This is a genomic window from Corynebacterium sp. (assembly GCF_030826625.1).
GTDB lineage: Bacteria > Actinomycetota > Actinomycetes > Mycobacteriales > Mycobacteriaceae > Corynebacterium.
The window spans coordinates 1-21,561 of record NZ_JAPJNQ010000038.1 but is presented as its reverse complement, the minus strand read 5'-3'; the positions used below and the strand labels follow the sequence as shown (position 1 = coordinate 21,561).

23 protein-coding genes and 1 pseudogene are annotated in these 21,561 nt (G+C 55.9%); 6 read left to right on the top strand and 18 right to left on the bottom strand.

Annotation, left to right across the window (positions count from 1 at the left end; all coding sequences use genetic code 11):
• The 3 genes from ispG to dxr form a co-directional block, all read right to left on the bottom strand.
• On the bottom strand, positions 1-1,094 hold a 1,094-nt coding region (ispG, locus tag RCH87_RS06200; protein ID WP_306515851.1), incomplete at its 3' end, for a flavodoxin-dependent (E)-4-hydroxy-3-methylbut-2-enyl-diphosphate synthase.
• A 68-nt stretch (positions 1,095-1,162) separates the two neighbouring features.
• Positions 1,163-2,383, bottom strand: a complete 1,221-nt coding sequence (locus RCH87_RS06195) for an RIP metalloprotease (RefSeq protein ID WP_306515850.1) — start codon at positions 2,381-2,383, stop codon at positions 1,163-1,165.
• Positions 2,384-2,393: 10 nt separating this feature from the next.
• Positions 2,394-3,536 carry a 1-deoxy-D-xylulose-5-phosphate reductoisomerase gene (gene dxr, locus RCH87_RS06190; RefSeq protein WP_306515855.1) on the bottom strand — a complete coding sequence of 381 codons (1,143 nt, stop codon included), beginning with the start codon at positions 3,534-3,536 and terminating at the stop codon, positions 2,394-2,396.
• 329 nt (positions 3,537-3,865) lie between these two features.
• On the opposite strand from dxr, the gene RCH87_RS06185 reads away from it, so the two are divergent.
• The gene (locus RCH87_RS06185; RefSeq protein ID WP_306515849.1) at positions 3,866-4,303 is read left to right on the top strand and encodes a DUF2631 domain-containing protein; all 438 of its coding nucleotides are present in this window, start codon (positions 3,866-3,868) and stop codon (positions 4,301-4,303) included.
• Between the two features lie 69 nt (positions 4,304-4,372).
• On the opposite strand, the gene rlmN is transcribed toward RCH87_RS06185, so the two are convergent.
• The 6 genes from rlmN to rpsB all read right to left on the bottom strand — a co-directional run bounded on the left by rlmN (position 4,373) and on the right by rpsB (position 9,864).
• Entirely contained in the window at positions 4,373-5,500 is a 1,128-nt protein-coding gene (gene rlmN, locus RCH87_RS06180) for a 23S rRNA (adenine(2503)-C(2))-methyltransferase RlmN (RefSeq protein WP_306515848.1), read from the bottom strand.
• A gap of 52 nt (positions 5,501-5,552) precedes the next feature.
• Entirely contained in the window at positions 5,553-6,434 is an 882-nt protein-coding gene (locus RCH87_RS06175; protein WP_306515847.1) for a phosphatidate cytidylyltransferase, read from the bottom strand.
• A 65-nt stretch (positions 6,435-6,499) separates the two neighbouring features.
• Positions 6,500-7,057 (bottom strand): ribosome recycling factor, encoded by a 558-nt coding sequence (frr, locus tag RCH87_RS06170; RefSeq protein WP_306515846.1) that lies wholly within the window; start codon positions 7,055-7,057, stop codon positions 6,500-6,502.
• Between the two features lie 91 nt (positions 7,058-7,148).
• Positions 7,149-7,847, bottom strand: coding sequence for a UMP kinase (pyrH, locus tag RCH87_RS06165; protein ID WP_306515854.1), 699 nt, complete (start codon positions 7,845-7,847; stop codon positions 7,149-7,151).
• Positions 7,848-8,125: 278 nt separating this feature from the next.
• Positions 8,126-8,953 carry a translation elongation factor Ts gene (gene tsf / locus RCH87_RS06160; RefSeq protein ID WP_306515845.1) on the bottom strand — a complete coding sequence of 276 codons (828 nt, stop codon included), beginning with the start codon at positions 8,951-8,953 and terminating at the stop codon, positions 8,126-8,128.
• Positions 8,954-9,045: 92 nt separating this feature from the next.
• A complete protein-coding gene (gene rpsB / locus RCH87_RS06155) occupies positions 9,046-9,864 on the bottom strand; it encodes a 30S ribosomal protein S2 (protein WP_306515844.1) in 819 nt (272 codons plus the stop codon).
• Positions 9,865-10,434: 570 nt separating this feature from the next.
• Between rpsB and RCH87_RS06150 the strand changes: the two genes are divergently transcribed.
• The gene (locus tag RCH87_RS06150; RefSeq protein WP_373690937.1) at positions 10,435-10,878 is read left to right on the top strand and encodes a peptidoglycan DD-metalloendopeptidase family protein; all 444 of its coding nucleotides are present in this window, start codon (positions 10,435-10,437) and stop codon (positions 10,876-10,878) included.
• Here RCH87_RS06150 and RCH87_RS06145 read toward each other — a convergent pair whose 3' ends face one another.
• From RCH87_RS06145 to rplS, 9 genes are all read right to left on the bottom strand, one after another.
• Positions 10,879-11,964, bottom strand: a complete 1,086-nt coding sequence (locus RCH87_RS06145; protein ID WP_306515841.1) for a tyrosine recombinase XerC — start codon at positions 11,962-11,964, stop codon at positions 10,879-10,881.
• A 55-nt stretch (positions 11,965-12,019) separates the two neighbouring features.
• Positions 12,020-13,270, bottom strand: a complete 1,251-nt coding sequence (gene dprA / locus RCH87_RS06140; protein WP_306515840.1) for a DNA-processing protein DprA — start codon at positions 13,268-13,270, stop codon at positions 12,020-12,022.
• Entirely contained in the window at positions 13,267-14,892 is a 1,626-nt protein-coding gene (locus RCH87_RS06135; RefSeq protein WP_373690936.1) for a YifB family Mg chelatase-like AAA ATPase, read from the bottom strand. Before RCH87_RS06135 ends, dprA begins: the two co-directional genes overlap by 4 nt.
• Complete coding sequence (locus RCH87_RS06130; RefSeq protein WP_306515838.1) at positions 14,807-15,208, bottom strand: YraN family protein; 402 nt, start codon at positions 15,206-15,208, stop codon at positions 14,807-14,809. The genes RCH87_RS06135 and RCH87_RS06130 overlap by 86 nt, the downstream gene beginning before the upstream one ends.
• 271 nt (positions 15,209-15,479) lie before the next feature.
• Positions 15,480-15,791 (bottom strand): DUF2469 domain-containing protein, encoded by a 312-nt coding sequence (locus RCH87_RS06125; RefSeq protein ID WP_306515837.1) that lies wholly within the window; start codon positions 15,789-15,791, stop codon positions 15,480-15,482.
• Between the two features lie 122 nt (positions 15,792-15,913).
• Positions 15,914-16,591, bottom strand: a complete 678-nt coding sequence (locus RCH87_RS06120) for a ribonuclease HII (RefSeq protein WP_373690935.1) — start codon at positions 16,589-16,591, stop codon at positions 15,914-15,916.
• On the bottom strand, positions 16,578-17,303 hold the full coding sequence (lepB, locus tag RCH87_RS06115) for a signal peptidase I (protein ID WP_306515835.1): 726 nt from the start codon (positions 17,301-17,303) through the stop codon (positions 16,578-16,580). Before lepB (RCH87_RS06115) ends, RCH87_RS06120 begins: the two co-directional genes overlap by 14 nt.
• Entirely contained in the window at positions 17,281-17,973 is a 693-nt protein-coding gene (gene lepB, locus RCH87_RS06110; protein WP_306515853.1) for a signal peptidase I, read from the bottom strand. Before lepB (RCH87_RS06110) ends, lepB (RCH87_RS06115) begins: the two co-directional genes overlap by 23 nt.
• Positions 17,974-18,314: 341 nt before the next feature.
• Positions 18,315-18,659, bottom strand: coding sequence for a 50S ribosomal protein L19 (gene rplS, locus RCH87_RS06105; protein WP_306515834.1), 345 nt, complete (start codon positions 18,657-18,659; stop codon positions 18,315-18,317).
• Positions 18,660-18,833: 174 nt separating this feature from the next.
• Between rplS and RCH87_RS06100 the strand changes: the two are divergent.
• The 4 genes and pseudogenes from RCH87_RS06100 to RCH87_RS06085 form a co-directional block, all read left to right on the top strand.
• A pseudogene (locus RCH87_RS06100) lies at positions 18,834-19,517 on the top strand (thiamine phosphate synthase); the annotation flags it as partial.
• 54 nt (positions 19,518-19,571) lie between these two features.
• Positions 19,572-20,741: a glycine oxidase ThiO gene (thiO, locus tag RCH87_RS06095; RefSeq protein WP_306515852.1), complete on the top strand. Its 1,170-nt coding sequence runs from the start codon at positions 19,572-19,574 to the stop codon at positions 20,739-20,741.
• Positions 20,742-20,776: 35 nt separating this feature from the next.
• Positions 20,777-21,019, top strand: coding sequence for a sulfur carrier protein ThiS (gene thiS / locus RCH87_RS06090; RefSeq protein ID WP_306515833.1), 243 nt, complete (start codon positions 20,777-20,779; stop codon positions 21,017-21,019).
• A gap of 7 nt (positions 21,020-21,026) precedes the next feature.
• A partial coding sequence (locus RCH87_RS06085; protein ID WP_306515832.1) for a thiazole synthase occupies positions 21,027-21,561 on the top strand: 535 nt, incomplete at its 3' end.

Below are 21,561 nucleotides of genomic sequence, written 5' to 3'. Positions count from 1 at the left end.
TTGGCTTGCTCGATCAAGGTTTCCACGATCTTCGATTCCGGTACTGTCTTGACGACTTGCCCTTTCACGAAAATCTGCCCCTTGCCGTTACCGGAAGCAACGCCCAAATCTGCATCTCGAGCCTCACCTGGGCCGTTAACGACGCAACCCATGACCGCGACTCGCAGCGGGAATTCCAAGCCGTCGAGGCCTTCGGTAACTTCTTCAGCCAGCTTGTACACATCAACCTGCGCACGACCGCACGATGGGCAAGAAACAATTTCCAGCTTGCGCTCTTTCAGGTTCATGGCCTGCAGAATCTGCTCACCGACCTTGATCTCTTCGACTGGATCCGCAGACAAAGAAACCCGAATCGTGTCGCCGATGCCTTGCGAAAGCAGCGCACCGAAAGCGACCGAAGATTTAATGGTGCCCATCATCAATGGTCCAGCCTCGGTTACGCCGAGGTGCAGCGGGTAATCCGTTTTCGCTGCGAGCTGTCGATAAGCCTCCACCATCAAGACAGGATCAGAGTGCTTCACGGAGATCGCAATATCGCCGAAGCCATGTTCCTCGAACAAGGAAGCTTCCCATATCGCAGACTCCACTAGAGCTTCAGGGGTTGCCTTGCCATATTTTTTCAGCAGGCGCTTGTCCAATGAGCCGCCGTTGACACCGATGCGGATGGGAATGCCCGCATCGCCAGCTGCCTGGGCGACTTCTTTCACACGGCCGTCAAACTCCTTAATGTTGCCAGGGTTAACGCGCACTGCTGCACACCCGGCATCGATGGCCTGGAAAATGTATTTTGGCTGAAAGTGGATATCTGCAATAACAGGAATTGGCGATTTTTTCGCGATCGCCGGCAACGCCTCAGCATCAATGGGCTTCGGGCAAGCAACGCGCACAATGTCACAGCCCGTGGCCGTCAACTGCGCGATCTGCTGCAGGGTGCCATTAATATCGTGCGTTTTCGTCGTCGTCATCGACTGCACGGAAACCGGATAATCCGACCCGACTCCCACATCACCGACCATCAACTGACGCGTCTTGCGCCGCGGAGCCAAGGTTGGCGGCGGACCTTCCGGCATTCCGAGTCCAATCGGAGTTGGCATTTAGTCTCCTTGCTTATTGCTAACGTGCTGGAAACAGTCTAACACTGCAACAACAGTGCTACATACTGCTAAAACAGCACGATCGGGTTGACGAGGTCGGCGACAATGACAATCACACCGACCGTCAACAGAATTGCCGCCATAGCGTAAGTAAGAGGCAACAGTTTCTCGTAATTCGCCGGACCGCCAGGCTCTTGCCCGCGCGCACGACGGAATAGATTCCGAATCTTCTCCCAAATCACTACCGCGATATGCCCGCCGTCGAAAGGCGGCAACGGGATCATGTTAAAAAGCGCGAGGAAAAAATTCAGCGTCGCCAACATCATCCAGAACATCGGCCACAGCTCGCGTTCCACGAGTTCACCGCCAGCCCGCGAGGCTCCCACCACGCTAATGGGGCCATCCTGGTCACGCTCACCACCGAAAATCGAGACCGCTACATCAGGTATTTTTCCTGGGAAAGCGATAATTCCTTCCACCGTGGCTTTCAACATGAACCAGGAGTAATCAAGGCTGGCAGGAATCGCACCTAACACACTGTATTCGCGATGCACGTCCAATGGTGCGCTCGTTAGCCCGACAGAACCAACGGTTTGCGGCTGGCCGGAGGCGTCGTAACGCACGACAGAATCGAGGTCGACGTCAAACTGCATCTGTTGGCCATCGCGCTCAATATCGAGAGTGATGGTTTCACCCGGCCGCGCTTGCACCTCATCACGGAACTGCACAAAACTTTCCAATTCTTCGCCATTGAGCGCGGTGATGATATCGCCGGCTTGTACGCCTGCCTGCCCTCCGGCGCCGATGCCGGTGCATTCTTCCAATTCAGCCGGTTCATCGGCTCGGGCCGGTGCTTTCTGGTCTGCCGAACAGGTAACTTCACCCACCGTGGCACGGACGTCGGCATGCGGATCAGGCAACCCAGCGCTAGCCGCGACCAAAAACAGGATCAGCAGCCCAAGCACGATGTTGACGAATGGCCCAGCTGCCAGCACCGCAATCCGTTGCCACGCGGGTTTAGCGTACATCGCATGTGGTTTTTCGTCTTCAGTCATCTGATCCATCGCAGTCATGCCAGCGATGTCACAAAAACCACCGAGCGGGAGCGCGGCCAAACCATAGCGCGTGTGCCCTTTAGTAAATGAGAGCACGGATGGGCCGAAGCCGACATAAAAACGCCGCACCCGCATCCCGAACGCCCGAGCCGAAATCATATGCCCTGCTTCATGCAGTGCGATCGTGGCGGCGATGCCTAGTGCAAACAGAAAAATGCCAAGAAAAAATGCCATCGCGAAACCTTTACCTCAACTGCGCAATCTGCTCGTCGGCCATTCGTCGTGCTGTGGTCTCAAGCTCATAAACGTCTTCGAGACTGGCCGCCAACGGGCCCGATTGCCCGGACAGTCGGTCCATGACCGCAGCGATGACATCAACAATCTGTGGGAACCGGATTTGTTCACGCAAAAACGCTTGCGCGGCTTGTTCGTTAGACGCATTAAACACCGCAGGCATTCCGGGGGTTTTCACAGCGCTTCGTGCTAAATCGAGCGCCGGGAACGCGGTGTTATCGACCGGGAGAAAATCCCAGGATTGTGCATCTTGCCAATTCAACGGCGGTTGCGCGTGTGGGACGCGGTGTGGCCAGGCCAAGGCGAGTGCGATGGGCAACTTCATAGACGGTGGAGATGCTTGTGCCAGGGTCGAGCCGTCGCAGAATGTTGCGGCAGAGTGCACGATTGATTGTGGATGCACCACAACGTCGATCTGCTCGGCCGGAAAGGCAAACAAATAACTGGCTTCGATCAATTCCAGGCCTTTGTTGACGAGAGTCGCAGAATTCAGCGTGTTCATCTGTCCCATCGACCAGGTGGGATGCGCAGCAGCTTGTTCTGGAGTGACGTCACACATCTCGTCTCTGCTCCAGCCACGGAAAGGTCCACCCGAGGCGGTAAGCACCAAGCGGGACAATTCGTTCCTTCGACCAGCACGCAACGCTTGTGCCATCGCAGAATGCTCCGAATCAACCGGCACAATTTGGCCGGGTGCTGCGTGGTCTAATACCCAGCTGCCACCGGCAACCAGTGATTCTTTATTAGCTAGAGCAAGCGTAGAACCAGCAGACAGCGCCGCCATGGTTACTGGAAGGCCACGAGAGCCATCCATCGCGTTCAGCACGACATCGGCCTGTGCATGAGCACACAGCTGAGCGGCAGCATCTGGCCCGCTCGGAATGGTCACACCAAGTTCACGCGAAATCGTTGCAGCAGCATGCTGATCAGCGATGGCAAGACTTTCCGCGGCGATGCCAAAATGACGGGCTTGTTCAGCAAATAATTCGGCACGCGATCCCCCGGCAGCAAGTCCGATCAGCCGAAATTTATCTGGATTATCGGCGATAATTTCTAGTGCTTGGGTGCCAATCGACCCAGTCGAACCGACCACGACGACGGTCCGCTGCTTGAATTCACAGTCGCTGTCTGTGGCGAAAGTCGGTTGGCTGGAATGTTGCGGATTTTCATGCACACGATTCACCCTGGCTACTTTATCGCTTGAACGTCGACAAAGTAATTCGGGTGGGAGCGAAATAAATGATGGATGAACATCGGCGGCATCGACAAGTACTGCACCATTAATCGCTTTATGCGACGCGGTGTGCGAGAATAAGAACAGCTATGTAGTGCGCTCGGATGCTAACCCACTGAGTTAGCCCACATGTGTGGTCCGGCCGTGCGCATGTTTTTAACTGACGTTGATGTGAAGGAGTATCCGCCGTGGCTTCCCATGAACCCGCACCGCAGATACATAACGGTGTATCTACCAACGATGTTCCCTCTGCTGCCTGGGGTTATAGTGCCGTCAAGCGCACCACTATCCAGGTTAGTGGTTGGATTTCAGTTCTGTGGCTGCTGGGCCTGAACTTCGGTAACCACGAAGGCCACGTCGAAACGATTTACCTTTTCCTCTTCGCCATCCTGATCGCGGTAGGCCTGCTTATTCACCTGTTTGAACCAAAATTGTCGCAGGTGCGCACCATTACAGGCCGCAACAAGGGCGAAAACCACAAAGAACCAGAATGGGCTTATCAGCAGGCCACACTCACCGGCCCGTACGCTGAGCTCACTGATTCTCAGCTCCGCTCGCTGAATATTGATCCAGCCCGCGTCGCCCAGCTGCGTGCTGGCAAGCGTGATGAGGCGATCGAAGGCTAGTTCACTCAGCCTTAATAAGCTCGCGACAAACTTTTAGCCACCCCGATTTCGGGGTGGCTATTATTGTTACTAAGCCCGGGCTTCAGCTTCCATTTTACGATCAGCTTCTTCCTCTGCTGCCAACTGGCCACAGGCCGCAGCAATTTCTTGTCCCTTGGTATCGCGAACGGTACACGGAACCCACTGCGACACCCGTCGGACAAATTCATTTTGCCGATCTTTCGGCGAGGCATCCCATTCCGAACCTGGCGTTGGGTTCAACGGAATGAGATTTACGTGAACCTTTGTACCCAACGCATTCCACAGCTTTTCGCCCAACAAATCTGCGCGCCAGTCTTGGTCGTTTTTATCGCGGATTAAAGCGTACTCAATGGAAACCCGGCGGGAAGTCTTTTCCACATAATACTTGGCAGCATCGAGCACCTCATCCACCGACCAGCGGTTATTAACAGGTACGAGAGTATCGCGGAACTCATCATCCGGGGTGTGCAACGAGACTGCCAGGGTGACGTTCATCTGTTCATCTGCAAGCTTGCGGATTGCCGGTGCCAAACCGACCGTCGATACCGTCACATTACGTGCGGAAATTCCGAAGCCAAGCGGCCCCGGTGCAATAATCTGGGCGACAGTGTCTTTCACGCGTTTGTAGTTGGCCAATGGTTCGCCCATTCCCATAAACACGATATTCGACAGACGCGAGCCTTCGTCGGCAAGGGTCTTCGCTGCGTGACGGACCTGTTCAGTCATTTCTGCGATCGAAAGGTTACGATCCAACCCGCCTTGGCCTGTCGCACAGAAAGGGCAATTCATACCGCAGCCAGCCTGGGAGGAGATACACAGCGTCGCACGGTTGGGATAACGCATGACGACTGATTCCAACAGCGTCCCATCGTGAAGCCGCCACAACGATTTCGAAGTATGACCGTCGTCGGTTTCCTTGGAATACAGGTGTGTCATTAGCTGCGGAAAGAGCGCCTCGGCAACTTTCTCGCGAACATTCGCAGGAAGATCCGTCATCGTGGTCGGATCAGCTTCGTAGCGTTCGTAATAGTGCCGCGCGATTTGGTTGGCACGAAATTTCGGTAAGCCCAACTCGGCCAACGCTGCAATGCGTTGTTCTTCACTCAAATCCGCGAAATGCTTTGGCGGCAGGCCCCGCTTCGGGGAGGAAAAATCGAGTTTTACTGGTTGTGGCATGACGACCATACTGCCTTGTTCGGCGGATATGGACAAATCAACTAGACTGCGGTTACACGAAGACGTTGATGACCAACCAGGTCACCATCGCCGCCGGCAACATCCCATCAATGCGATCCATGAGTCCGCCATGCCCGGGCAAAATCGCTGACATGTCTTTAATGCCGAATTCACGCTTGAATTGAGATTCCACGAGATCACCAAGACTGGCGCAAATCACCAAGCCAAGGCCCAGGACCACGCCGATTCGCCAGTCATCGTGCAGCAGAAAATGCACGGTCAAAGCACCCGTGATGACACCGAAAAGCACAGAGCCGGCGAAGCCCTCCCAAGATTTTTTCGGACTAACAGCAGGCGCCATGGGGTGCGCACCAAACATTACCCCTGCTGCGTAACCACCGACATCAGAAGCCACCACGCACAGCATGAACGTTGCGATAGCGGCACTACCTGAAGCCCACGGAGTAGTTAACTGCGAAAGCATCGCCGCGAACGACGCAAATAGCGGTATCCACAGCAATACGAACACGCCGATAGACATATCCCGTAAATAATTCTGTGGTGCACTGTGACGCCCGTTATGAAACAATCGCCCAAACATCAGCAGCAGAACAGAGGCAACAAACGCCGCTATCAAGCCAGTGAGCTCAAATGGCCATGAGAGCCAGACCATGGCCTGGCCCATGAGCATCATCATATAAAACGGTAGGCTGTAGGAGTTTTCTCGCAGCCGCGAAAGCACTTCCCACATCGCCACCGCAACACCGATGGAAACCACCGGGTACCAAGCCATCGGCCCAATAAACAAGGCGCCGATAACGATGGCACCGAGCACAACGCTCACTATGATGGCCATGCTTAAATCACGCCCCGCATCGTTTTTGGGGTACGGGAGGTGGCCGCGTAGCGACCAGGTAGATCGAGATTCTTTCATACCCCTCCGTCAAGGCGTGTTGTAATTACTGCTGGTGCAAAAAGCACGACTAGCTCGCGAAAGCCTTAGACTTCCATCAACTCGTTTTCTTTGTTGCCCACCACGTCGTCGATAGAGTCAACGTATTTGGCGGTGACTTTTTCCATCTCAGCCTCGGCAGCCTTGACTTCATCTTCACCGCTCTCGCCGTCTTTTTGCAGTTTCTTAAGCTGTTCCATAGCTTTACGACGAACGTTTCGGATAGCAATCTTGCCATCTTCACCCTTCGAGCGGGCGAGTTTAACCATGTCTTTACGACGCTCTTCGGTCAGCTGCGGAATAGTCACACGCAACACCTGGCCATCGTTGGTTGGGTTAACACCCAAATCAGAGTTGCGGATAGCATTTTCGATCTCGCTGATCATGGACTGCTCATAAGGCTTGATCAGCAACATGCGTGGCTCTGGCACCGAAACCGTCGCCATCTGGGTGATCGGAGTGGGCGCACCATAGTATTCAGCGACCAGGCCGTTGAACATGGAAGGGTTTGCGCGTCCCGTGCGGATAGTGGTGAGGTCTTCGCGGGTGTGCTCAACAGAAGCAGCCATGCGCTCTTCTGCTTCCAGCAAAATATCGTCAATCATATAAAAATCCTGTACCTAATCGTGCAAAGTCGTGTCGCTATAAAGCTGTGGTCTTGCTACCGGGAATGCAGTTTTCTGCCTTGTGCCCTGGTTATTTGCTCTCTCGTGAGGTTACCAGGGTGCCAATGCGTTCCCCAGCTACAGCACGCGCAATGTTGCCTTCTGTGAGCAAATTGAATACCAAAATTGGCATATCGTTATCCATGCACAAACTAAAGGCCGTGGCATCGGCAACTTTCAGCCCTTTTTCAATGACCTCACGTGGCGAGATCTCGGTGTAAAGCTCAGCGTCCGGGTTATAGCGTGGATCATCGGAGTACACGCCGTCGACGCCCTTTGCCAAAAACAGCACTTCTGCCCCAATTTCCAAGGCTCGTTGCGCCGCGGTGGTGTCCGTAGAAAAATACGGCATTCCCATACCTGCACCGAAGATCACGACGCGACCTTTTTCCAGGTGGCGATCCGCCCGCAGTGGCAGATACGGTTCGGCAATCTGGGCCATGTTGATGGACGTCTGCACACGGCAGTCAACGCCGAGCTGTTTTAGGAAATCCTGCAGCGCCAATGAGTTCATCACGGTACCGAGCATGCCCATGTAGTCTGAACGTGCTCGGTCCATTCCGCGCTGGGATAATTCGGCACCGCGGAAGAAGTTGCCCCCACCGATCACTACCGCAATCTCAGCGCCAGTCTTGGCAACCTCGGCGATTTGGCGGGCAACATTTTCGACCACGTCAGGGTCAATGCCGACGGTTCCACCGCCGAACATTTCGCCGCCAAGCTTCAGCATGACGCGTTTATAGCTAGTTCTTTGTGAACTTTCGGTGTCAGTCACCCTTAATCTCTCCTTGGCTGTGCAGACATTGTTTCCTATGCTACCTCTTCAGGTTTCCACACTAGCAATTCCAGATTTGCAATCAGTCATCACACCACAAGACACCAGTGACTTGAAGGTTTGTAGCACCCAAGCCTGCAGTCATAGCCGACCTACGATACGGCAAAACCCCCGCCAACGTGGACGGGGGTTCTACTCTGGTATCACTGTCGGTACAGACAGCGTGGCGACATTTAAGCCTGGCCTACCTCAAAGCGACGGAAGCCGGTGAGCTTAACGCCTGCTTCTTCGGTAACCTGCGCAACGGTCTTCTTGTTGTCTTCCAAGGATGGCTGCTCAAGCAGAACAACGTCCTTGTAGAAACCGTTCAGACGACCTTCGACGATCTTCGGGATTGCCTTTTCTGGCTTGCCTTCTTCGCGGGTGATCTGCTCGGCGATGCCCTTTTCCTTCTCGACGATCTCAGCAGGAACGTCTTCGCGGGACAGGTACTTAGCCTTCAGTGCTGCAACCTGCATAGCGGCAGCTCGGGCAACGTTATCAGCGTTGTCAGCGTCAGACTCGTAGGAAACCATGACACCAACTGATGGTGGCAGGTCGCCGGAGCGCTTGTGCAGGTAGATAGCAACCTTGTCGCTGTCTACGGTTGCGGCGCGCTTGAGTTCCAGCTTTTCGCCGATCTTAGCGGACTGCTCCTGGATCAGCTCTCCAGCGGTAGAACCGTCAAGTTCGACAGCCAGAAGCTCTTCCTGAGAGTTCGCCTTTGCAGAAGCAGCAGCGTCAGCGATCTTGTGTGCAAAATCGATGAAGTCCTGGTTCTTCGCAACGAAGTCAGTCTCGCAGTTAACTTCGATCATGGTGTTGCCAGAAACAGCAATCAGACCTTCGGAAGCGTCGCGGTCTGCACGCTTACCAACGTCTTTAGCACCCTGAATACGCAGGGTTTCAACAGCCTTGTCGAAGTCGCCGTCGTTTTCTGCCAACGCCTTTTTGCAGTCCATCATGCCGGAGCCGGTCATGTCGCGGAGCTTCTTTACGTCTGCAGCGGTGTAGTTCGCCATAGTGTGGGCGATCCTCCTTGTGTAGGAACGATGTGAAAACGGTGACACGTCAAAAGACGTGCGTTTCGATGTCTTAGCTCAAGCTTAGAAAACTAGGCTTGCTCAGACGAAGCGCCTTCAGCCGATGCTGGATCAGCAGCAGCTGCAGCTTCTGCGGCATCGCGCTGTTCCTTGTCGGCGGAATCGCCAGCGGATTCCTTGGCAGCAGCCAGCTTACGCTCTTCGCGTGCCTTCTTGCCTTCTTCCACAGCGTGACCGATGACGCGGGACAGCAGCTTGGTGGCGCCGATTGCGTCGTCGTTGCCTGGAATTGGGAAATCTACATCGTCCGGATCACAGTTGGTGTCCAGGATGGCGACGATTGGGATGTTGAGTTTGTGAGCTTCAGCGACCGCGATGTGTTCTTTGTTGGTGTCAACGATCCACAGTGCGGAAGGAGTCTTGGTCATCTCAGCGATGCCACCCAATACGCGCTCGAGTTTGACGCGCTCGCGGTTCAGGGTCAGAACTTCCTTCTTGGTGCGGCCCTTGTAGCCGTCTTCAGCAGCATCCATGGCCTGCAGTTCTTTCATGCGGGCCAGACGCTTGGTGACAGTCTGGAAGTTGGTGAGCATACCGCCAAGCCAACGGTGATTGACGTATGGCATGCCGACGCGCTTTGCTTCTTCTTCGACAGCTTCCTGTGCCTGCTTCTTGGTGCCGACGAACAGGATGGTACCGCCGTGAGCGACGGTTTCCTTGACGAATTCGTATGCCTCATCGATGAAGGTCAGCGTCTGCTGCAGGTCGATGATGTAGATGCCGTTACGATCAGTGAAGATGTGACGACGCATCTTTGGGTTCCAGCGACGCGTCTGGTGGCCGAAGTGGACACCCGCGTCGAGGAGCTCGCGCATGGTTACAACTGCCATGGTTAGCTTCCTTTTCGGTAGATAGTTTTGGTTTTCTTGGACATCGCAGGGGTTTTTATCCCCTGCCCTAGCAACGAAGTCCTCCGCCAACACTTCATGAACTACAGAAGTTGATTCTCTAGTGAATCAATCTGGGCCCACAAAGACCACGTCGGCGTCAGTTTTTCGCTGCCCTCGATTCTGTTATGGGGGCGAGCAAAAACTTCATCGCGCGTAGTCAGTGCGCATAACACACACTGCTATGCGGCATCTTAAGCGAATTCAGCGCAAAACACCAACTTAACCTGTAAGTTTTCCACAGCTCGCCGCTGTTATGTCACTTCAATGATCTGCTGCCACAGTTATCCACAACGGCCGCACTCGAAAACGGCACTCAGGCGCTGTCCGACGCACACTGTGTCTGTGTCTATGTTTTTCCGTCGCACATTGTTTTTCCGTCGCGCAGTCTTTAATGCCCGCATCGGGATGCTCGCTTGTTTGGTGTTCACGCTAGTTCTTCCAAGCAGTATTAGTGTGCCCGGCCTTGCCACAGCGTCGGCTGTGGCTACAACGCCAACTGAGCCTGTAACGATGGCAGCAGCTTCGCGGCACTCGTCCGCCGAGTATGTCGATCCTGGTACCCGCACTGCAACGCCGTCACCGGTATTACGCAGCTTTGATCCTCCTGAATACGACTGGTTAGCCGGTCACCGTGGTGTAGATTTAGATATTCCAATCGGAGCGCCGATCGCAGCTGCAGGTGCGGGCACCGTGTATTTTGCTGGTTCAGTTGCCGGAACCCCGACTATTTCCATCGAGCATGAGGACGGTATCCGCACCACCTATCAACCGGTTTTTGCCCGTGTCAGCGCCGGTGACCAGGTGGCGATTGGTGAGACGATAGGAACGCTTGCGCCTCCCGTTGACGGTGATCCTGGTTTGCATTGGGGCGCACGCGTTGGCCCGAAAACTTATATCAACCCCCTAGACTTGCTGGGCCAAGTAATCATCCGTCTCAAGCCTTGGGCTGGTTAATCACGCCCGCGGATGCGCTTGGTTATGCACAGTCTTCAGCCTTTCTACAGTGACGTGGGTATAGCGCTGGGTGGTCTGCAGCGACGCGTGCCCTAGTATTTCCTGCACCACGCGCAAGTCTGCTCCACCTTCTAGCAAATGCGTCGCTGCTGAGTGGCGCAATCCGTGCGGGCTAAGGCCCGAAATTCCTTGGGTTTGCCCGGCTTTTTCCACGATGCGCCGGACCTGCCGCTGGTCAATCCGTTTACCTCGTGCCCCCAGAAACAGTGCTGGATCGCCGCCGACATCATGAGCAGGCGTGTTTGTGCTAGTTTTCGTCAGAATCTGCGGCCTACCGTCCTCAATCCACGTCGATAGCGCCTGTGCTGCAGACGCACCGAACGGAACTATCCGCTGCTTATTACCTTTACCCGTGACTTTGACGGTTCTGCGGCTGGTATCTAAATCAACTCGGTTAAGAGCTACAAGTTCAGCAACTCGCATGCCCGAAGCATAAAGCAATTCCAGGATCGCGTTATCGCGCTGTCTCAGAGGGTCTGCAGCCTCTGATGCGGTTCCTGGTGTGGCTGCTGATGCGCCGGCTGGTGCGGTTCCTGGTTGAGTCGAAAAATTTTGTGTGGCTGCACCCACGACATGGTTATCAGAACCATGCATGTGCCCTGAGTGCGGATTTTCTTCGCGTGGGCTGCATGCAGCGTTGTTGCCTCGTGAGCTAACCACCCCGGCGGCTTCGTCCACACCAAGTACCGTCGGCAGCGTATTCGCCGCGGTGGGGTTGTGCAAGCGCGCGGCAACATCGACAGCAAGATGGCCTTGCCGATGTGCCCACGTAGAAAATGCGCGGGCAGCAGAAGCCCGGCGCGCTAGCGTCGCACGTGATTTTCCTTCGCGGATGGCCCGGGCAAGCCAGGCACGCAGCGCAGGCAAGCGGAATTCATCCAAGGTGGTGATGGTGCGTGCGAGATCGTGCAGGTCGCTGCGGTAACTGCGCACTGTTGCTGCTGAGCGTCCTTGCACATAATGCTGGTAGTCAGCGAAATCATCGATGGCTTCGTGCATTTGGTTGCTGGGATCGCGACTGTCCATACTGCTGAAGTATAGGCCGGGCGTGAGCTATCGGTCGGATAGCGGAGTTGAATTATCAGTCGCTACTTGGTGTACGAGTAAATGCGCCGCCTTCGCGGGCGACGATTCCGGTTCTGTAAAGATCTAGCAATAAGTGCACTGTCAGTCCCAGTGGCATTCCGGCATCCGCTGCGATATCTTCAGCCTCTTTGGCGGTTGCCCCGTGTGGCGGCACCGAATCATAGACACGCAATTCGTTGCGGGAAAGTTTTTGTATCGCATTTGGGGCAAATTGCAGCTCGTATTGGCCGGTGGCATCGACTTCACCGATGCCACCTAATAATTCGCGTACATCGTCGCCGCTGGTAACGAGCTGGGCTCGGCCGTCTTTGAGTAGTTGATGGCACCCGAGTGAGCCGACTGTTGTCACCGGACCGGGCACGGCCATGGTGGTTTTGCCGAAACCTTCGGCCCAGTTCAGGGTGTTAAGCGCCCCGGATCGCCAAGCAGCTTCCACGACGATGGTTCCTTCTGTCAGCGCTGCCACCAACCGGTTTCGGGTTAAAAACCGGTGTCGTTGTGGTGGGGTTCCCGGTGGGTATTCAGTCACTACTGCTCCGTTACCCCTCCCATCACCAGTAGTTTGGCCAGCAATTTTGTCGAATAGCCGGCTATTTGCTCGTGGATAGACTTGGTCGGTCCCGCAGGCGGTGATCACTACTGTCGGGCCACTGGACGCTAGGGCAGCTGCGTGTGCTGCCGCGTCTATCCCTAAGGCACCTCCGGAGATCACTGTCCATTGGGCAGGGCTTAATCCACCTACCAGTTGCTCGGTGGCTGCTTTACCGTAGTCGCTCATCGCCCGAGTACCGACCACGGCGACCGATTGCTGTACGAGCTCACGCAGGTTACCGCCTCGTACCCACAAACCATGTGGTGGCGCGCTGCTTGCAGCTCCAGTGCTTGCCCCGCTTGCACCACGCGCAGCACCGAGTTCTGCGAACCCAAATGCACTGTCAAACGTCTCACTAGGAAATTCCTCATCGTCGGGAGTCACTAACCGTGCGTGAAAGCGCTGGGCGATGGCTAGGTCTTCTTCCCAGCGGCACCAATCATGACGGGCTTCGGTCTGCCCCAAGACGTTATGCAACCAGCTAGCACGTCGCCGTATCCCTCGAGCTATTTCAGTGCAGTCTCGCCCGGCGCGCAAGAGTTGCCACAAAGTTTGTGAAGGCCCTTCGATGACGCGATTAAGATAGGCCCACGCATACCGTTCTGCGCTCGGTACCTGGGAGTTGTTGTTTTCTGAAGATGACTGTTCGGTCATACCACGGCCTCCTGTTGTTGGACGCGCGTCATGTCGCCGCGCACATCGATGGCCTCGGCAATGTGGCCTAGCCCAGGCTGGTTCGCTCCGCTTAAATCGCACAGTGTCCAGGCCAGCTTGAGCACCTTGTCGACGGCGCGCTGGGTGATATCGCCGTTCGACAGATGCGCCTGCAACATCGCCATACCAGCCGCGTCTGCAGCGAAGTCGCGACGTAATAAGGTGCTGGGCACAGCAGCATTCGTGATTTCACCAATGCCAGCTCGGGCCCAACGAGCCGCACCGCGTTGCCTGGCTTCAGCGACTGATTCGGCAATCTCTGCCGAGCTCCGAGTGTTATCAGCAACCAAGCTCGCAGATTGTGTGTGCGTGTGCACGGTGATGTCTAAGCGGTCTCGCATCGGCCCCGATAAATTGTTCAAATAACGCATGCGCTCATGTGCTCGGCACCGGCATTTCGACGCTACTTCAGCTGCACACCGGCAAGGATTGGCTGCGAGCACCAACTGGCAGCGGGCCGGGAAAATAATCTCTCTGCGGTTTCGCACCAAGCGAACTTCGCCCTGCTCAAGTGGGGTTCGTAGGCTATCAACCACAGCCGCCGGCATCTCAGAAATTTCATCAAGAAACAACACCCCGTGGTGCGCCAAGCTGACGGCACCGGGACGTGGGTTGCCGGAACCACCGCCGAGCAAGCCCGCTCGGGTAATGGAATGATGCGGAGCAATATATGGCGGTTGGGTGATCACCGATCGCGGCGCACTGCCGGTTCCCAGCACCGAATGCACGGCACTGACTTCTAAAGCTTGCGAGGTCGACAACTCGGGCATAATTCCCGGGATGCGCGCTGCGATCATGGATTTACCTGAGCCGGGCGGTCCAATCATCAGCAAATGGTGTCCGCCGGTGGCAGCAATTTCTGCGGCCCGGATTGCCTCGTGTTGGCCTGCGATATCAGAGAAATCTAACTGCGGCATGTTGTGGTTATCTTGCTTGCCGCCATAAGCAGCGGCCGGTGCAAGTTCTGCGCTCCCCCGCATCCAGTGAAAGGCAGCGCTCAAAGTCGGAGCGACCAGGACCTCCATATCATCAATGAGCGCAGCCTCCGCAGCGTTAGCCGGCGGAATGATCACGGTGCGAAAACCAAACCGCCGCGCCGCTAACAATGCTGGCACGATGCCGGCTACCGCACGCACCATTCCATCTAAACCGAGTTCCCCCAGCACTACCGTGGAATCAAGATCGCGCCGTGCCCGATTGTCGGAATTTTCAGCAGCTTCTAACACAGCTAACGCAGTGGGAAGGTCAAAATGAGAACCGGACTTCGGCAACCCCGCTGGAGACATCGACACGACGATTTTGGTTTTCGGCCAACTCAAACGTGTATTCGCAACCGCAGTACGGATCCGATCGCGAGATTCATTAACCGCGGCATCACCTAAGCCAACAACGTGAATCCCGGGAAGACCCGGCCCGATATTGGCTTCTACGGTCACGATATCCGCATGAACACCGGACAAAGCAACTGTATGTGTTCTAGCAAGCACCGCGGTCGACCCCCTCAAAAACTTCGACAGCAACACCGTTTTCAGGGTTACGGTCAGCACTGACCACGACAACATCAAAGCGGATCTGGCCGATGAACGTTGCGTTGTCGAATCGTTGGTGTTCGTGCAGCCAGCGGGCTGCGGCCCGGCGCATTCGTTGATATTTTTTCGCCGTCACCGCTTCAGCAGTGCCGAATGCAGCACTGCTGCGTGTTTTAACTTCCACGAACACGATCGAGCCGGGCGGGCCCTCGGTGGGTCGAACAATTAAGTCGATTTCGCCGCCGCGATAATAAACATTGCTTGCGACAATCTCATAGCCGCGTTGGCGATAGAAATCTTGTGCAATTGATTCACCGCGCTGGCCTAATTCGCGTGCTTGGGCTGGCATGTCTATTCCCCCAAAACTCCGGTTGAAAATCTGAAACTTTTCCAGATACCGCTAGTTTTCGTCGACAAGCATGCCTAAACAACCGCACAACCGCTGTCACCGATTGTTTCTGTGGATAACTCGAGTTATCCACAACTCGGATGAAGACAATTTGACAGCGCCTCGCCTCCCCACCCCCAAAAAAAAGAATTCCAACAGCAACCACAACTGACCAACGATTACACCAACGCATATGCGGATGCTGCCAGCAATGGGCTTACTGAGGCATTAATTAGGAATCAGGCATGATCATGTCTGGTTTGTCCAGCTCTTCGATGTTGACATCCTTGTACGTGATCACGCGGACATAGCGCACGAAGCGGGCTGCACGATACATATCCCAGACCCAAGCATCGGACATGCGCACTTCGTAGTACACATCACCGCCGCCTGAGGTATGTGGAATAAGCTCAACGGCATTCGCTAGATAAAAACGTCGCTCGGTTTCGATGACATAGGAAAACTGGCTAACGACATCGCGGTACTCGCGGTACAGGGACAGCTCAACCTCAGCTTCGTAGTTGTCCAGTTCTTCTGCGCTCATCTGCGATTACTCCTTCAAGCAAATTCAGGCACAACGGTGCCATCCGATTTTGCAAACAAATTCGCAGACCAGTCTAACCGCGCTCGCTCGCCCCTCGGCGCTGGCGCACCGAGAAAACCGAATCAACGAGATTCTTGCCGACGCTGCAGCCACAGGTCATGGGCTGCAGCCACGTTCGCGTAGCTTCGACGATGCTGTGGACTAGCACCAAGTTGTTCCAACGCTGCACGGTGAGCCTGCGTGCCATAGCCTTTGTGCCCGGCTAATCCATAGCCCGGATAGATCGCATCAAGTTCTTCCAAAACCCGATCCCGACTCACTTTCGCAAGCACACTCGCAGCGGAAATACAGCGAGCCGCAGCATCACCACCAATAATCGGCAACTGTGGGGTATTCAACCCAGGGATCTTCATCGCATCACTCAACACATACGACGCCGGCTGGGCAAGACCTGCAACTGCGCGCCGCATACCCGACAAGTTGGCATGTTGAATCCCCCTGGCATCAATCTCACTCGCCGGCACATGCACCACACTGAAGTCCCATGCTTGGTCGACGATGACGTCAAACAGTATTTCCCGTCGCGCCGGGCTTAATTTTTTCGAATCTGTCAGCGCTGCAAGATCCGGAATGGGTTCATTCGGCAAAACACAAGCAGCAATGGTCACTGGCCCGCAACACGCGCCACGCCCGGCCTCATCGACACCCGCAATCCGCCCAAAACCGTGTGCTGCTAACTGCTGTTCCATCCAACTTGAAGCACCCCCGGCGGGCGCGAATCCCGCCTTAACCACGCGCATTCTCCAGCCCACCGAAGCGATCAACAGGCAGCAAAATGCCGCGGACTTTGCCAACCACATTGTCCACCGGCACCGTGCCTTGGTAGGGATCACCCACGTAGGCCCGCGAATCCAGCGAATTCATGCGATTATCCCCCATCACCCAGACATGCCCGCCCGGCACCTGTACGGGGCCGAAAAAATCGCCGCCGCAGGCAATAGAACCGCCGCGCTGGTCAATATCGATCCGGTGAGCAGGCTGTGCAACATAGGGCTCATGCAGCGCCACACCGTCGACAAGCACCCCTGGATCACCCGGTAGACATTGAACCGTCTGGCCTTCGGTGGCAATCACGCGTTTGACGAAACTATTCGCATCCGGGGCGACCACCCCAATCAAAGAACCGAGATTCTGCAGGCCGCGGAGAAAACGATTATCGCTACGTGGCGACGAAAACCCCGCCTGCCACGCGGCCGTGCCATCAAAGACCGCGACGTCTCCCGGCTGCGGTGAACCAAAGCGGTACGCAAGCTTGTCGACGACAATCCGGTCGTTAGCAGTCCCGCAATCTGTGCAGCCCTGCAATGTCGGTTCCATCGAGCTCGACGGAACCACATACACCCGCCCCACGAAAGCCTGAATTGCGGCGAGCAAGGCGAACGTCACGACGGCGGTGGCAACTATGACCCACCACCGCCACAAACCAAAATTACTGCTGGATGTCCGGGTCATCGATACCGCCAAAGCGGTTGAACGGGAAGAAAATAAATTGCGCCTTGCCGCGAATGTTTTCTCCAGGGATGGTGCCCTGATAGTCATCGAAAGTATGCGCGCGTGAATCGGCGGAATTGGTGCGGTTATCGCCCATCACGAAATAAGAATCTTCGGGAACCTCAATCGGTCCGAAATATGGGCCGCCACAGGCCGTAGAGCCGATGCTCTCATCAACCGGATATTGTGGCGGAGTTTGAATATAGGACTGATCGATCGGTTTACCGTCCACCATCACGGCTTGATCGCCTGCCTGACAAGACACGGTCTGTCCACCGGTAGCAATGACGCGTTTTACCAGAGTGTTTTCGTCCGGGGCTGCCAGACCAACCAGCGACAACGCATCTTGCACGCGCGCTATCGCGGCATTATCAGAACGTGGCGATTGATACATCCCATCCCACGACGGTGTGCCCTCAAAAACGACAACATCACCGGGCTGAGGATCAGAAAAATAATAGCTGAGCTTTTGGACGAAAATGCGATCATCCGTGCACTCCGGGCAGCCGTGCAGAGTCGGCTCCATCGACGCCGACGGGATCACGTATTGCCGACCAACGAAATTCTGGAATACACCAACCACGACCAAAACCACCAAGACAGTAAGCACCGTCTCGAGCCAGGCTGGCATACGCGGCTTCTCATCGGCAGGCGTCTGCTCGGCTGAGTCGCGCTCGACCGAGGCAAGTTCACCGACTTGCTGCTCAGAGGTATCGCCCTGGTTAGCAGCATTAGTTTGGTGAACAGCGCGGTTATGGTCGTCGAGATTGCGTCCCAGCCCGTTTTCTTCGTTAGTCACGGATTACACCTTAGCAGCGGGTAGAAAAAGACAGCAGATAGCAAAGGAGCAAGCTTAAGAATGAGCAAGCTTAAGAACACCACCGGGATGATGCGAGAGTTATGCGAAGGCTGCGGCACACAAAAACCCAGGCTGGTAACCCAGCCTGGGTGAATGCAACATCTGCGAAAAACTTAGCGCTTTTCCTTGATACGAGCCTTCTTGCCGCGCAGGTTGCGCAGGTAGTACAGCTTCGCACGACGGACCTTACCGCGGCGAGTCACCTTGATCGAGTCGATGTTTGGCGAGTGAACCGGGAAAGTACGCTCAATACCGATACCGAAGGAGACCTTACGCACGGTGAAAGTCTCACGGATGCCGGAACCCTGGCGACGAATGCAGACGCCGGAGAACAGCTGGGTACGCTGAGTGGAGCCCTCGATGACCTTGACGTCTACGTCAAGGGTGTCACCGGCACGGAATTCTGGGATGTCGTCGCGCAGCTGAGCCGCATCGACTTTGTCAAGAATGTTGTTCATAGCAGTGTCCTTAATACGTTGGGAAAGAGGAGCCTGGCAACCACAGCCCCCAGGATGGGCAGCTTATGGTGTGACCGGTTCGTATCCATAACAATCAACCGCTCTAGTCTGGCACAATAGTTATGCAGTTTTCAAATTTCGCGACCCTGCGATAGCGATTGAAGTGGTGGTTTCATGCCCGTGCCTTTCCCCGAACTCAGCACCAGCGCTCGCAACAATCTCGACCTGCGGTGCTATTTTGTCACCGGCAGTGGCACCCACGACGAGATCATCGAACGCGCAGTTGCCGCGGCCCGTGGTGGCGCTGGCATTATCCAGGTGCGCTCCAAGCCCATCAGTGATGCTGCGCTTTACAAGCTAACCGCAGCGCTTTCGGTGGCAGTACAGGACGAAAACCCTCACTGTGCCGTCGTGGTTGACGATGCCGTGGAACTCGTCGGCCAGCTCAAATCCGATGGTTACCCGGTAGCAGGCGTGCATGTGGGACAAGACGACATGGATGTCGATGAGGTCCGCGCGCTACTGGGACCCGGCGCGATCATCGGCTTGACGACGGGCACCGTCGAACTTGCCCGTGCCGCCAACGCTTATGCTGCTGAGTTGGATTACATCGGCTGTGGGCCGTTTCGGGCAACCCCGACGAAAGACTCTGGCCGCACCCCGCTAGGGCTCGACGGTTATCCACCGATTGTGGCTGCGAGTCAGGTGCCGGTGGTTGCGATTGGTGATGTCACCGTCGACGATGCGCAGGCATTGGCAGCAACCGGTGTGGCGGGGGTAGCTATCGTGCGCGGAATAATGCATGCCACTTCCCCTACTGATTACGTCGCTACGGTGGTTAAGAACGTGGATGCTGGTCACGCTGACTTGCACGGCGCGCAGGAAAGTGAGCGCCCAACCTCCCCGCGCTCAGTGGACGTCAACATCATCGGCGCAGGCCTCGTCGGGCTTGCAACCGCGGTGGAACTTGCCCACCATGGCTACAGCGTGCGCATAATCGACCCAGCGCCTGCATCCGGGGCAACCCATCACGCTGGCGGAATGCTGGCGCCAGCTGCCGAAGTTGTATACCAGCAAGATCCACTGTTTCCGTTGATGCAAAAATCTGGGCAGTGGTACCCCGAGCTAATGCAGGTTCTGGCTGCGCACACAGAGCTTGATACCGGTTATCGCACCGACGGCACGCTGGTTGTCGCCGCGGATCGTGCGGATTCGCAGCATTTGGCAGAACTAATGGACTATCAAAACGCGCACGGCATGGAAGTTTCCAAGCTTACGGTTCGCCAGGCGCGTCGCGAAGAACCAGCGTTATCGCCGGCGGTGGCAGCAGCTGTGGATATCCCCGGCGATCACCAGGTGTTTCCGCGTTTGACTGCCCGTGCGGCACTGGACGCTCTAGATTATCTGGGTGCAGAGATCATTCGTGAGAAAGCAACGCGCATCACGAAGGGCACTGTATACACCACAACCGGCTGCTATCCGGGTACACAGGTGGTGCTCGCCAACGGCTTGGGTGCTAACGACATCGACGGCGTGTTGGAGGCGGCATTCGTCGACAAGCACGACGGCGCCGGGCTTTCCCAGGATTCACTTTCCCAGCCTTCCCGCCCGTTCCAGTTACGTCCGGTCTATGGCGAAGTGTTGCAATTGCGTTGCCCGGAACATTTGCGGCCATTGTGCAATCGCGTGATTCGTGGTTTTGTGGAAGACCGCCCGATCTACATCATCCCGCGTGACGACGGGCGCATCACCGTCGGGGCGACCAGCCGGGAAGACCACCGCTCTGGACCACCAGCGGCGTCTGTTTATGATTTGCTGCGTGATGCCATCCGCATCGTGCCGGGCATCGAAGAATGTGAATTTCTCGAAGCCACCACAGGAGCGCGCCCTGGAACCCCCAATGACCTGCCTTATCTGGGTCGGGTGAATGCTAATCTGGTCGTATCAACCGGCTATTTCCGGCATGGAATTCTGTTGTCCGCGCTCGCTGCGCGCATCACGCGCGAACTGATTGCAGGCACAACCACTGAAAAGCTCAGTGCAGATATCAGTGCCTGCTCCCCGCTGCGCGATGCCCGCTAGCTGAACAAAGACAACAGTCGAAGAAAGGATCTACGATGAGCGAACACTCTTGTGCCGATACCGAGTCCACTACCCCAGTCACTGTCACAGTCAACGGCGATGAGCACACCACAAGCGCGCATGATGTCTGCACACTGGTCAAAGAAATCACCGGCAAGGATGTCACCGCCGGTATTGCGGTCGCTATCGATGGCGAGGTCGTGCCGGCTTCGCAGTGGTGCCGCGCATTGCGTGACGGCGAAACCATCGACATCTTAAACGCACGCCAGGGAGGCTAATTCTGTTATGCTCACGATTGCTGATCGCTCGTATAACTCCCGCCTGATCATGGGCACCGGCGGCTCTTCGTCGCAGGAGATGCTGGAAAAAGCCCTAGTTGCTTCCGGCACCGAGCTCACAACTGTAGCGATGCGCCGTTATTCTGCTTCCACGGGCGCAACTGGCGGCGGCGAGTCGGTTTTCGAGTTAATGCAACGCCTGGGCATTGATCCACTACCGAATACCGCAGGCTGCCGCACCGCCCGTGATGCGGTGATTACGGCAAAGCTAGCCCGCGAGGCTTTGCACACCAACTGGGTGAAACTAGAGGTCATCGCCGACGAACACACCTTGTTGCCCGATGTCACCGAAACTTTAGATGCCTGCGAGCTGCTTGTCGACGAAGGTTTCACCGTCCTGGCTTATACCTCCGACGATCCGGTCGTCGCCCGCAAACTCGAGGATGCTGGTGCTGCTGCCGTCATGCCATTGGGCTCACCGATCGGCACTGGCCTAGGGATTTTAAACCCGCACAATATTGAACTGATTTGCTCTCGTGCTG